Genomic DNA, 11,508 nt, shown 5'->3' with positions numbered 1-11,508 from the left:
CCGGCCTACGATGAACAGGCACATCCCGTCTCGTCAGGAGCATGACTTTGTACTTCACCGACCGTGGCATCGAGGAGCTGGAGAAGCGGCGCGGCGAGGAGGAGGTCACCTTCGAGTGGCTGGCCGAGCAGCTCCGCACGTTCGTGGACCTCAACCCGGACTTCGAGGTGCCGGTGGAGCGCCTGGCGACGTGGCTGGCACGCCTGGACGACGAGGACGAGGACGAGTAGGGGGCAGTGCCCCGAAGGGGCGCGGGGAACTGCGCGCCCAGCCACGACAGACCGCCAGGTGCTCCACGGCCCATCCCTCCGATGCCAACGAAGCACTGAGGGCGGGGCACGGCGACCCGGTCGGCTCCGAAAATCGATTGCCGCCCGTGGCGCGGGCGGCCTATCGTGCGCCGCATGTGTGGAATCGCAGCCAACGCTGCCTGCGCGGTGACGAGGTACCGCCGCCCGTAGCGGCGGTCGGTCTCTCCCGCGCCACCGCGGAACACCTCGCTCCATGGTGGCCCTCAGGAACGGAACGCTCCGCCGCTTCAACGCGTCAGCGTCGAGCGGCACTTCGTGCTGCCCGGCTCACCTCGAAGCCGCGGAGTCCCTGTGCGCACGCACCACACCACCCCCACGCACCGTCACGGCCGTCATGAGCTCGGCCAGAACTTCCTCACCGACCGGGCCACGATCGACGCCTTCGTCGACCTCGTGGCCCGCACCCGGGGGCCGATCGTCGAGATCGGCACGGGCGACGGCGCGCTCACGCTGCCCCTCCAGGGGCTCGGCCGGAGCCTGACGGGCATCGAGATCGACGCCCGCCGCGCCGCCCGTCTGGCCCGCCGCACGCACCCCTCGACGACGATCGTCACCGCCGACTTCCTGCGCTACCCGATGCCGTCGACGCCGCACGTCCTGGTCGGCAACCTGCCCTTCCACGAGACGACGCCGATGCTCCGCCGGATCCTGCGCACACCGGCCTGGACGGATGCCGTCCTGCTGGTCCAGTGGGAGGTCGCGCGCCGCCGGGCGGGCGTCGGAGGGGCCACGTTGATGACGGCCCAGTGGTGGCCCTGGTACGCCTTCACGCTCGTCCGGCGGGTCCCCGCGGGGGCCTTCCGTCCGCGTCCCACCGTGGACGGCGGCCTCCTGACGATCGCCCGCCGCGACCGCCCGCTCGTCGACCGCGCGGCCCTGAAGGCCTACCAGGACCTCGTGCACCGCGTCTTCACGGGCCGGGGCCGGGGCCTGCCCCAGATCGTCGCCACCGCCTGCCCGGGCCTTCCCAGGCGCGGCGTGCAGGAGTGGCTGGGCCGCCACGGCCTCGGCCCGGCGCGGCTGCCCAAGGACCTCACGGCGCCGCAGTGGGCGGAGCTGTACGCCCTAGGGGCGGGCGGGCGCCGCCGTTAGCACCGGCGCCAGCTCCCGCCACTCGCGCAGCGGGAACGCCCCGTCGGCCGTCAGGACCTGGACGCACACGTGGTCCGCCCCGGCGGCGAGGTGTTCCCGTACGCGCGCGTGGAGGACATCGACGTCCCCGTAGGCGACGATCGCGTCGACGAGCCGACGGCTCGGGCCGCCGCCCGGCGGCAGGTCCTCGTCGCCGAACCCCAGCCGCCGCAGGTTCGCCGCCTGGTGCGGCACTCGCGCGTACCCGGCGACGTGCTCCTCGGCCACGGACCGGGCCCGCGCCCGGTCCGTGTCGAGGACGACGGCCTGCTCCACCCCGAGGAACGCGTCGGGCCCGAGAGCCGCGCGGGCCCGCGCGGTGTGCTCCACCGACACGAAATAGGTGTGCGCTCCCCCGGTGCGCTCAGCCGCGAGCCCCAGCATCTTCGGGCCCAGCGCGGCGAGCAGCCGACGGGGAGCGGGCTCGGGCACCGGCCCGTGCGCGGGCGCCGCGTCCATGGCGTCCAGATAGGCCCTCATGGTCGTCACCGCCTTCCCGCGCGCGGGTACGCGATAGCCGTCGACCTCGATGACGGTGTCGTCGACCCGGTGTCCGCCGAGGCCGAGGACGTGCCGCCCGGGGAAGGCCTCCCCCAGCGTGCGCTCCGCGTTGGCCATGGCGAGCGGCTCGCGATAGGCGATGTTGGCGATCCCGGAGGCGACCGGGACGCGCCGCGTGGCGGAGAGCAGCAGCCAGGCCTGCCCCACCGTGTCGCGGCCGAACGCCTCTCCGTACCAGAGGGCTCCGTAGCCCAGTTCCTCGATCTCGGCGGCCGCCTCGCGCACGCGCCCGGCGGGCTGCCCTTCGAAGGCGAAGGTCCAGACACCGACCCGCCCGAGCCCGTCCGGCCCCTGAAGTCCCCGCATGTCGACACCCCTCACCCTTTACCGGAGAGCTTCTCCGGATATTTGTGGAGGTACAATACGGAGAAGTTCTCCGGACAGCTACCCCGACCTCGCTGGAACGCAGAGATGACCGAGACCCCAGGGCGGGCGACCGCCGAGTCGGCCGCCACCACGCCGCACGGCCGCGCCCCGCGCGCGGACGCCGTCCGCAACCGCGAGCGCATCGTCGCGGCCGCCCGGGAGGCCTTCGCGGAAGCGGGGCCCGAGGCGTCCCTCAACGACATCGCCCGGCGCGCGGGCGTCGGACCCGGCACGCTGTACCGCAACTTCTCCGGGCGGTCCGAGCTGCTGGCGGCCGTCCTGAAGGACCGCATCGACACCCTGTGCGGACGCGCGGACGACCTCCTGGCGGCGGACTCGCCCTACGACGCCCTCGCGGAGTGGCTGCACGCGTTCCTCGTTCACGCGCGCGTGAACCAGGGGCTCGGCGGCACCCTGCTGCTCGAACAGCTGGAGGAGTCGGGCGCCCTGGGCATCGACTGCCACGAGCGCGTTCACGACGCCGTGGCGGCACTCCTCACCCGCGCCCAGCGGACGGGCGCGGCACGCCCCGACCTGAGCCCCTCCGACCTGCTCCACCTGGTCGTCGGCATCGCCCTGTCGACGGCGTGCACGGGCGGATCGGCACCGGAGGACCCCCGGCGGCCCGAGCGGCTGCTCGGCCTGGTCCTCGACGCGGTGCGGGCGCGCTGACGGAGGGCGCGGCCCGGCGAGGGCTCACGTACGGCACGGGGCACCGAAGGCGGCCGGTCCCGCGCCCGCGCGGCTACTCCCGCTCCCGCGCCCGGTCGTACGCGAACCCCAGCACCCCGTGCACCACGAGGACGAGGCCCGCCACCGTCCAGCCGCCACCGCCGCGCCGCCGCAGGGACCAGGCGAGGAGCGGCACTCCCGCCGCGAGCTGGCCGCCGGCCAGGGCACGCGCCCGCGGCCCGCGCAGCCAGGGGCCCAGCGGGCCGCTCTCCACCGCGTCGAGCTCGGCGCGCACCGCGTCGCGCCAGCCCGACCACTCGACGCTCCGTACGCCGTCCAGGACGCGGGCCACTTCCCGTAGCCGGTCCGCCGGTTCGCCGGGGTTCAGGCCCGGTGGCAGGTCGACTCCCACACGCGTGAGGACCGCGATGAGGCCGCGCAGCCGGGCGCGCGCGTCCGCGTCCGAGTCGGGGCGGGTCAGCGGATCCAGGGCCTGCATGTCGAGCACCGGGTCGAGGCCGAGCCGGGCGGCGAACGTCCGCATGGCCTCGTCCTCGCCGACCGGGGTACCGTTCGCCAGCCACACGTACCCGACCGTCCGCCGGAAGCCCGCCGCGAGCGTGCAGCCGGAGCGGTCGGCGTCCCACCACAGCGCGAGAACCGGCCACGGCGAGCCGACGGCGAGCGCGGTGGCCCACCCGGCGAGCACACTGTCGACCGGCTCCCCGCCCTCCAGCCACGGCTTGCCCTCGGGCACCAGCACGCTCCACTCCGGGCCCGCGGGCGCGAGCAGCATCCGCTCGCGCAGCAGTTGGGCGACCGTCTCGACGGAGTCCGGCCGGGCCCGGCAGAGCAGCAGCGCACCGGGAGAGGAGGCGGCGTCGGCGGAGTCCGTCGCGGGGGCGGGGGTCGACTCGGAGGACATGGCCCCACGCTAGGACAAACCATGATGTTTGGCGCGCGGCCCCCGGCCGAGTGCGGCGCGAGGTTTCGATGAAGCGCGACGTCCGGTTTCCGGCGAAGAAGTACGTCTTGACTTTCCGTATCCACGATATATCGTGTCTAGTCAAGGATGCGATATGGCGCGTTGCGTCCGAGCCGCCCAAGGAGGTCAGTCACCATGCCGAAGTGGTCCGTCGATGAGCCCAGGAAGCTGACGTTCGACGCGCCCGTGAGGCGCCTGCACGTACGCGTCGTGAACGGCACGGTGAACGTGGTGGGCACGGACGACGACACAGCCAGGCTGGAGGTGTCCGAGATCGCGGGCCCCCCGCTCGTCGTGACGCACTCCGACGACACGCTCTCCGTCGTGTACGAGGACCTGCCGTGGAAAGGCCTTCTCGGGTGGCTCATCCCCAAGGGCACGCGCCGCAGCGCGGTGGTGTCCGTCGCCGTGCCGGCCGGGACCCAGGTCGAGGTGGGTGCGGTCGGCGCCGGAGCGGTGGTCACGGGGGTCGAGGGCCGGGCGGAGGTGCGGAGCATCACGGGCGACACGACCCTGGTCGGCCTGACCGGGCCGGTCCGCGCCGAGACGGTCTCGGGCGCCGTCGAAGCCCAGGGCATCACCGGGGAGCTGCGGTTCAACTCGGTCTCGGGCGACTTGACGGTCTTCGACGGAGCGGGGTCCTCCGTTCGGGCCGAATCGGTGAGCGGCTCGATGATCCTGGACCTGGATCCGGTCGGCGGTCCGGCCGACATCGGGCTCAGCAGCGTCTCGGGCGAGATCGCCATCCGGCTGCCCCGCCCGGGGCACGCGCAGGTGGAGGCGGACACCACGAGCGGCTCGGTCTCCAGCGATTTCGAGGAGCTGAGGATCAGCGGCCTCTGGGGCTCGAAGAAGATCACGGGCAGGCTCGGCTCCGGCCGCGGCCAGCTCAAGGCGACGACGGTCACCGGCTCGATCGCGCTGCTGCGCAAGCCGGACGTAGAGGAAGATCGGTACGAGACCGACGAGCCCGCGCGGGACTCCGCCCCGGCGGACGCCCCGTCCCCGGCTCCCCCGGCCGACGCCGTGACCGAGACCCCGACCGGCGCCCCGGAGGCGGACACCGCCGCCGACGCCCCGACCGACAAGAAGGTGCTCTGAGATGCCCCCCGTGTTCGCCCACGGCCGTCTGCGCCTGTACCTGCTCAAGCTCCTGGACGAGGCCCCGCGCCACGGCTACGAGGTGATCCGCCTCCTGGAGGAGCGCTTCCAGGGTCTTTACGCGCCATCGGCGGGCACCGTCTATCCCCGCCTGGCCAAGCTGGAGGCGGAGGGCCTGGTCACCCACACCACGGAAGGCGGCCGCAAGGTCTACTCGATCACGGACGCGGGCCGTGCCGAGCTGGCCAGCCGCAGCGGCGAGCTGGCCGACCTGGAGCTGGAGATCCGCGAGTCGGTCGCCGAGCTGGCCGCCGAGATCCGCGACGGCGTGCAGGGCGCGGCGGGCGAGCTGCGGCGCGAGATGCGGGCAGCGGCCCAGCAGGCCCGGACGGCGGGCAGGAGCGGCACGGGGAGCCACTCGGGTCTCGGCGACTTCCTCGACGGTTCCTGGACGGACAGCGAGGGCTGGCGCCAGGCGAAGGAAGAGGTCCGGCGGGCCCGGCAGGAGTGGAAGGAGCAGGCTCGGCGCGCGAAGGACGAGAGCCGCCGCGCCCGCGAGGAGGCCCAGCGGGCCCGCCGCCAGGCCCGGGACGCGCGGGAGCAGGCGCAGGAGGAGGCGCGGGAGGAGTGGCAGCGCATGGCCCAGCGGGTGCAGGAGCATGTGCAGGACCACTTCGCGCGCGGCGACTGGCCGACAGGGGTGCGGGAAGGGCTCGCCGAGCTGGCCAAGGAGGTCGGTGAATTCGGCAGGGGGTTCGGCAAGGACTTCGTGGACTTCGGCTTCGGCGACACGGACCGCAAGCGGGCCAAGGGCACCGAGCACGATGTGAGGCCCGAGCGGGACGCGGCCTCCGGAGGGGACGCGGCATCCGCGCCCGACGCGGCCTCCGACACCGGGAAGCCCTCCGGCGCGAGCGAGACCCCCCACACGGGCAAGGCCTCCGACACGAGCAAGGCCTCCAGCACAGACAAGGCTGCCGCGCCGGGCCCCGTGTTCGCACCGCCGCGCGACCAGGTGCCGGTGGAGTACCTGCCGGACTGGGCCCAGGAGGAGGCGACGGGCGGAGATCCCGCGCGCGATCTGGAGCGGCTCCTCGACCGCCTCCGTGACGACGTCCGCGACGCGGCCCGTGACCACGGCGTCTCCCCGGAGCAGCTCCGCGAGGCCCGCCGCCACCTGTCGGAGACGGCGGCCCATGTGACGGCGATACTGCGCATGCCCAAGCCCTGACGGACGACGGCCACGCCGGAGCCCGGAGCCACGCCGGGCTCCGGGCCGGCCGGGCATCGGACCGACCAGCCATCGGAGCAGCCGAGCATCGGGCTGGCCCGGCGTCAGGGCGGCTGGGCACCGGACCAGCCAGGCATCAGACCAGCCAGACATCGGCCCGACCCGACATCAGCACAGCCGGACCTCAGGACAGCAGGGCAGCAGGACAGCAGGACAGCAGGACAGCAGGACAGCAGGGCAGTCAGACCCAGGACCCGGAGGGCACCCGACCGGCCCGCCCAGCCCCGGCTGCCTACGCAAGCACCCGGTCCAACGCCTCCCGCGTCACCCCCCGGTCACCGAGCACCTCCGCCACGATGCCGGGCCGGGTCGTCAAGGCGAGCAGGATGTGCTCGTCACCGACAGTGCGTTCCCGTCGCGCGGTGGCGATCCGCAGGGCCCGCACCAGCACGTCCTTGGCCTCCCGGGTGAAGGGGCGGTGGCCGAACCAGGAGCCGAGCCCCTTGCGCCCGCGGCCCGCCCCGGCACCCGCCAGGGCGCCCGCCCCATGGGTCTCCTCGACACGGGCGACGATCTCCTCGACATCGATGCCGAGCCCGGCCAGGGCCTCGGTGTCCGCCTGGGTGAGACCGCCGCGGCGGCGGGCCTCGGCCAGCGCATCGGCGATCTCCTCGCGCCGCCGGTCGGCCCCCAGCGCCGCCAGGGCGAAGGAGGCGCGGCTGCCCTGCCGGTCGAGCAGGGCCAGCAGGAGATGACCGTCGTCGACGGAGTCGGCGCCCACCCGCTCGGCGTGCTCGACCGCGCCGGTCACCACAGCCCGGCCGTTGCTCGTGAACCGCTCGAACATCACTGCCTCCCGTATTTCTTGTGCACGGCCTGCCTGCTCACGCCGAGCTCGGCGGCGATCTCCTGCCACGACCAGCCCTGCTGGCGGGCGCTGCGCACCTGGACGGCTTCGAGCTGCTCCACGAGGCGCCGCAGCGCCGTGACGGCACGCAGCCCCACCCGGGGATCGCGGTCGCCCGCGCGCTCGGCGAGATCCGTTGCTTCGGTCATACATGTCAACGTAGGTTGACACCCGCCCTCGCGTCAACCCTGGTTGACAAGAAGGCGGGTGAGGGAGGCTTCCGCGGTGCTCCGACCGCTGGAGGGGAGGGCCCCAGAAGGCTCAGACCGTCAGCACGATCTTGCCGAACTGGTCCCCCGCCTCCAGGCGCTCGAAGCCCTCCCGCGCGCGGTCCAGCGGCAGGACCTCGTCGACGACAGGGCGTACCCCGGTGTTCGCGCAGAACGCGAGGAGGTCTTCGAGCTCGTCCTTCGTGCCCATCGTGGAGCCGACGATCCGCAGCTCCAGGAAGAAGACGCGGGTCAGCTCGGCGTGCGAGGGGCGGTCGCCGCTGGTGGCGCCGGAGATGACCAGCGTGCCGCCGGGCCGGAGCGCCTTGATGGAGTGCGACCAGGTGGCGGCGCCGACCGTCTCGATCACCGCGTCGACCCGGTGCGGGAGCCGCGCGCCCGCGGGCAGCGCGTCCACCGCGCCCAGCTCGACGGCCCGCTTCCGCTTGGCCTCGTCACGGCTGGTGGCGAAGACCTTGAGGCCCGCCGCCCTGCCGAGCACGATCGCGGCGGTCGCGACGCCGCCGCCCGCGCCCTGGACGAGGACCGAGTCGCCGGGGCGTACGCCCGCGTTGGTGAACAGCATGCGATACGCGGTGAGCCAGGCCGTGGGCAGGCAGGCGGCCTCGGCGAAGGAGAGCCCGGCGGGCTTGGGCAGGACGTTCCAGGTGGGCACGGAGACCTGCTCGGCGAAGGTGCCCTGGTACTTCTCGGTGAGGATGGTGCGGCGCTCGTGGGGGCCGACGCCGTAGCCGGACTGGCCGATGACGGAGTGCAGGACGACTTCGTTGCCGTCCTCGTCGACCCCGGCGGCGTCACAGCCGAGGATCATCGGGAGCTTGTCCTCGTCGAGGCCGACTCCGCGCAGGGACCACAGGTCGTGGTGGTTGAGGGAGGCGGCCTTCACGTTCACGGTGGACCAGCCGGGGCGGGGCTCGGGGGCGGGTCGGTCACCCACCTCAAGGCCGTTGAGGGGGTGCGCGGGGTCGATGCGGGCGGCGTAGGCAGCGAACATGGCGCCGACCGTAGTCCCGCTCCCTGGCCCTTAGGAACGGCCCGAAGGTGTGACCCGCGCCGCGCCCCGGGGGCCGCAGCCCGGACTGACAGCGCGCCCCCGCGGCGAGCAGAAACCGCCAGGCCCCACCCCGCCGGGGCGAGATGGGGCCTGGGCGGGGCGGAGCCCGGGCGAGATGAGGCCCCGGCGAGGCGGGACCCGGAACCCTCCCGTCAGCGGCGGGCGACCCCTTCGGCCCGGGCCGCCGCGGCGACCGCGGCGGTGACCGCGGGCGCCACCCGCTCGTCGAACGGGGACGGGATCACATACGCGGCGGAGAGCTCGTCCCCGACCACACCGGCGAGGGCGTCGGCGGCCGCGATCTTCATGCCCTCGGTGATGCGGGAGGCCCGCACCTGGAGCGCGCCCGCGAAGATGCCGGGGAAGGCGAGGACGTTGTTGATCTGGTTCGGGTAGTCAGAACGGCCCGTCGCCACCACGGCGGCGTACTTGTGGGCGATGTCCGGGTGCACCTCGGGGTTCGGGTTGGCCATGGCGAACACGAACGAGTTCGGCGCCATCGAGGCCACCGCGGCCTCGGGGACCGTACCGCCGGACACGCCGATGAACACGTCCGCACCGGCGAGCGCGCTCTCCAGGGAGCCGCTCAGACCCGCCTTGTTCGTGAGCTCCGCGAGCTCGCGCTTGACCGGGGTGAGGTCGTCCCGGTCCCGGCTGACGATGCCCTTGCGGTCCGCGACCGCCACGTCACCGAGCCCGGCCTCCAGGAGGAACTTCGCGATGGCGACGCCCGCCGCGCCCGCGCCGGAGATCACGGCGCGCAGGTCGCCGAGCGTCCGGTCGGTGAGCCGCGCCGCGTTGCGCAGCGCGGCGAGGGTGACGACCGCCGTGCCGTGCTGGTCGTCGTGGAAGACCGGGATGTCGAGGCGCTCCTGCAGCCGCCGCTCGATCTCGAAGCAGCGCGGCGCGGAGATGTCCTCCAGGTTCACCCCGCCGAAGGAGGGGGCGAGCCGCACCACGGTCTCGATGATCTCGTCCGTGTCGGTGGTGCCGAGGGCGATCGGCACGGCGTCGACGCCGCCGAACTGCTTGAAGAGGATGGCCTTGCCCTCCATCACCGGAAGGGAGGCCTCCGCCCCGATGTCCCCGAGGCCGAGCACGGCCGTGCCGTCGGTGACGACGGCGACGACGTTCGACTTCCAGGTGTAGTCGTGGACGAGGTCCGGCTGCTCGGCGATGGCGCTGCACACTTTCGCCACGCCGGGCGTGTACGCGAGGGACAGGTCGTCCTTGTCCCGTACCGGGACGGTGGCCTGCACGGCCATCTTGCCGCCACGATGCAGGGCGAAGGCCGGATCGAAGGGCTCTTCGGCGCCTTCGTGACCGGTACTCGTACCGCTGTCGCTGCGAGGATTGACGATCTCCGCTGCCACTGTTTCTGACCCCTTAAGTGTTCATGGTTGAGGGTGGACCACTTCCTGGTGGAGAAGTGGGGCGGGAACCGCGTCCGTGCTGAGGCCTCGGGCCTTGCGGCCCGTGACCCTCCGCCTGTCGGCGGAGCGGTACGGGAGGTACGTAACGGACGCGCGGGCGCGCCGCACACGCGCCCTGGCCCCGGATGAGGGGTGTAACCGTCTTTTCTACCGGATGCTTCCTGCCGCCGACGAGCCATATCTGTCGCAGCCCCATGTGAACGGCGGGTTTCGGGCCCGGGACGGGCCGACGGAGGTCGGGGATTTATCCCTATATGAGACAAAGGTCCGTTCGGCGGGTCCACATAGCGAGATTGGGTGGTTATCCCGTGGTTGCCACCACTTCGCCCCACCCCGTCAATGAGCAAGGCGTACCGGCCTGTTGTGGCCCCCGGATCGCCCGTTATCCGATTTTGACATCTCCGGCCCCCAGAATCGGACGGTCCGAATGGCAAGATGCACCATCACACGAGGTCGCGACACCCGAAGGTGTGTGCACGACGGTGTGTGCACAACCCCATGTCAGACCCATGGCTACTCCCCATCCGCCGGAGGACCCCTATGACCGCAGGCACCACTTGTCGCACGACCGCCGCGAAGTCCGCGAAGTCCCGGATCGTCGCTGTCGGCGCGATCGCGGTCGCCGGCTCGCTGCTCCTGACCGGCTGCGGCGACCAGCGGGACAACAAGAAGGGCGACGGCGGCAAGAAGGTCGTCGACGCGCCGCTCTCCGACATGCTCCCCACGAACGTCCGCAACAAGGGCGTCATCAAGGTGGGCTCGGACATCGCCTACCCGCCGGTCGAGTTCAAGGACAAGAACGGCGACACGGTCGGCATCGACCCCGACATCGCCGAGGCCATGGGCAAGCAGCTCGGCGTGGAGTTCGAGTTCGACAACGGAACCTTCGACACCCTGCTCGGCGGTCTGCGCTCCAAGCGGTACGACATCGCGATGTCGGCGATGACGGACACCAAGAACCGCCAGGAGGGCATCGACGAGGAGACCGGCAAGAAGGTCGGCAAGGGCGTCGACTTCGTCGACTACTTCACCGCGGGCGTCTCGATCTACACCAAGAAGGGCGAGGACCAGGGCATCAAGACCTGGTCCGACCTGTGCGGCAAGAAGATCGTCGTCCAGCGCGGCACCGTCTCGCACGACATGGCCAAGGCCGAGTCGAAGAAGTGCAAGGGCGGCAAGAAGATCTCCATCGAGTCCTTCGACAACGACCAGCAGGCCCAGACCCGGCTGCGCTCGGGCGGCGCGGACGCGGGCTCGTCGGACTTCCCGGTCGCCGCGTACGCGGTGAAGACCTCCGGCGGCGGCAAGGACTTCCAGCTCGTGGGCGACCAGGTGGAAGCGGCCCCGTACGGCATCGCGATCTCCAAGGAGAACACCAAGCTGCGCGACGCGATCAAGGCCGCGCTCGACGCGATCATCGCGAACGGCCAGTACGAGAAGATCATCAAGGAGTGGGGCGTCGAGGCCGGCGCGGTCAAGGAAGCCAAGGTCAACGGCGGCAAGTGAGCGCCTGACCGGACGCCGCG

At 72.6% G+C, this 11,508-nt stretch carries 12 protein-coding genes; 6 read left to right on the top strand and 6 right to left on the bottom strand.

The window, feature by feature from the left end; all coding sequences use genetic code 11:
- Window positions 1–47: 47 nt before the first annotated feature.
- Together CP982_RS27990 and erm are read left to right on the top strand one after the other, a co-directional pair.
- On the top strand, window positions 48–230 hold the full coding sequence (locus CP982_RS27990; protein WP_003961784.1) for a DUF6104 family protein: 183 nt from the start codon (window positions 48–50) through the stop codon (window positions 228–230).
- Between the two features lie 372 nt (window positions 231–602).
- Window positions 603–1,403 (top strand): 23S ribosomal RNA methyltransferase Erm, encoded by an 801-nt coding sequence (gene erm / locus CP982_RS27985; protein WP_150512999.1) that lies wholly within the window; start codon window positions 603–605, stop codon window positions 1,401–1,403.
- Here erm and CP982_RS27980 read toward each other — a convergent pair.
- Entirely contained in the window at window positions 1,377–2,309 is a 933-nt protein-coding gene (locus tag CP982_RS27980; protein ID WP_150512998.1) for a TIGR03620 family F420-dependent LLM class oxidoreductase, read from the bottom strand. The two genes, erm and CP982_RS27980, sit on opposite strands and share 27 nt — an antisense overlap.
- Before the next feature lie 105 nt (window positions 2,310–2,414).
- Between CP982_RS27980 and CP982_RS27975 the strand changes: the two genes are divergently transcribed.
- Window positions 2,415–3,041: a TetR/AcrR family transcriptional regulator gene (locus tag CP982_RS27975; protein WP_150512997.1), complete on the top strand. Its 627-nt coding sequence runs from the start codon at window positions 2,415–2,417 to the stop codon at window positions 3,039–3,041.
- A 73-nt stretch (window positions 3,042–3,114) separates the two neighbouring features.
- Here the strand turns inward: CP982_RS27975 and CP982_RS27970 are convergent, their stop codons facing one another.
- Window positions 3,115–3,966, bottom strand: a complete 852-nt coding sequence (locus CP982_RS27970) for a serine/threonine-protein kinase (RefSeq protein WP_150512996.1) — start codon at window positions 3,964–3,966, stop codon at window positions 3,115–3,117.
- A gap of 195 nt (window positions 3,967–4,161) precedes the next feature.
- Between CP982_RS27970 and CP982_RS27965 the strand changes: the two genes are divergently transcribed.
- Both CP982_RS27965 and CP982_RS27960 read left to right on the top strand, forming a co-directional pair.
- Window positions 4,162–5,127, top strand: coding sequence for a DUF4097 family beta strand repeat-containing protein (locus tag CP982_RS27965; protein ID WP_150512995.1), 966 nt, complete (start codon window positions 4,162–4,164; stop codon window positions 5,125–5,127).
- A gap of 1 nt (window position 5,128) precedes the next feature.
- The gene (locus tag CP982_RS27960; RefSeq protein ID WP_150512994.1) at window positions 5,129–6,358 is read left to right on the top strand and encodes a PadR family transcriptional regulator; all 1,230 of its coding nucleotides are present in this window, start codon (window positions 5,129–5,131) and stop codon (window positions 6,356–6,358) included.
- Between the two features lie 292 nt (window positions 6,359–6,650).
- On the opposite strand, the gene CP982_RS27955 is transcribed toward CP982_RS27960, so the two are convergent.
- From CP982_RS27955 to CP982_RS27940, 4 genes are all read right to left on the bottom strand, one after another.
- Window positions 6,651–7,205 (bottom strand): Clp protease N-terminal domain-containing protein, encoded by a 555-nt coding sequence (locus CP982_RS27955; protein WP_150512993.1) that lies wholly within the window; start codon window positions 7,203–7,205, stop codon window positions 6,651–6,653.
- Window positions 7,205–7,414, bottom strand: coding sequence for a helix-turn-helix domain-containing protein (locus CP982_RS27950; RefSeq protein WP_030687611.1), 210 nt, complete (start codon window positions 7,412–7,414; stop codon window positions 7,205–7,207). Before CP982_RS27950 ends, CP982_RS27955 begins: the two co-directional genes overlap by 1 nt.
- A gap of 112 nt (window positions 7,415–7,526) precedes the next feature.
- Window positions 7,527–8,489: a zinc-binding dehydrogenase gene (locus CP982_RS27945; protein ID WP_150512992.1), complete on the bottom strand. Its 963-nt coding sequence runs from the start codon at window positions 8,487–8,489 to the stop codon at window positions 7,527–7,529.
- Between the two features lie 212 nt (window positions 8,490–8,701).
- Window positions 8,702–9,922: an NAD(P)-dependent malic enzyme gene (locus CP982_RS27940; RefSeq protein ID WP_150512991.1), complete on the bottom strand. Its 1,221-nt coding sequence runs from the start codon at window positions 9,920–9,922 to the stop codon at window positions 8,702–8,704.
- 600 nt (window positions 9,923–10,522) lie between these two features.
- Between CP982_RS27940 and CP982_RS27935 the strand changes: the two genes are divergently transcribed.
- Entirely contained in the window at window positions 10,523–11,488 is a 966-nt protein-coding gene (locus tag CP982_RS27935) for an ABC transporter substrate-binding protein (protein ID WP_150512990.1), read from the top strand.
- Window positions 11,489–11,508: the final 20 nt, after the last annotated feature.

The sequence above is a fragment of the Streptomyces spectabilis genome, assembly GCF_008704795.1.
GTDB lineage: Bacteria > Actinomycetota > Actinomycetes > Streptomycetales > Streptomycetaceae > Streptomyces > Streptomyces spectabilis.
Note: the sequence above shows the minus strand (reverse complement) of the source record. Positions and strands in the feature narration are given on the sequence as shown.

What these genes read in the sequence shown, in the direction of transcription:
- CP982_RS27980 (WP_150512998.1), bottom strand. Translation starts at nt 2,309, where the DNA reads ATGCGGGGACTTCAGGGGCCGGACGGGCTCGGGCGGGTCGGTGTCTGG.
- CP982_RS27975 (WP_150512997.1), top strand. Translation starts at nt 2,415, where the DNA reads ATGACCGAGACCCCAGGGCGGGCGACCGCCGAGTCGGCCGCCACCACG.
- CP982_RS27970 (WP_150512996.1), bottom strand. Translation starts at nt 3,966, where the DNA reads ATGTCCTCCGAGTCGACCCCCGCCCCCGCGACGGACTCCGCCGACGCC.
- CP982_RS27965 (WP_150512995.1), top strand. Translation starts at nt 4,162, where the DNA reads ATGCCGAAGTGGTCCGTCGATGAGCCCAGGAAGCTGACGTTCGACGCG.
- CP982_RS27960 (WP_150512994.1), top strand. Translation starts at nt 5,129, where the DNA reads ATGCCCCCCGTGTTCGCCCACGGCCGTCTGCGCCTGTACCTGCTCAAG.
- CP982_RS27955 (WP_150512993.1), bottom strand. Translation starts at nt 7,205, where the DNA reads ATGTTCGAGCGGTTCACGAGCAACGGCCGGGCTGTGGTGACCGGCGCG.
- CP982_RS27950 (WP_030687611.1), bottom strand. Translation starts at nt 7,414, where the DNA reads ATGACCGAAGCAACGGATCTCGCCGAGCGCGCGGGCGACCGCGATCCC.
- CP982_RS27945 (WP_150512992.1), bottom strand. Translation starts at nt 8,489, where the DNA reads ATGTTCGCTGCCTACGCCGCCCGCATCGACCCCGCGCACCCCCTCAAC.
- CP982_RS27935 (WP_150512990.1), top strand. Translation starts at nt 10,523, where the DNA reads ATGACCGCAGGCACCACTTGTCGCACGACCGCCGCGAAGTCCGCGAAG.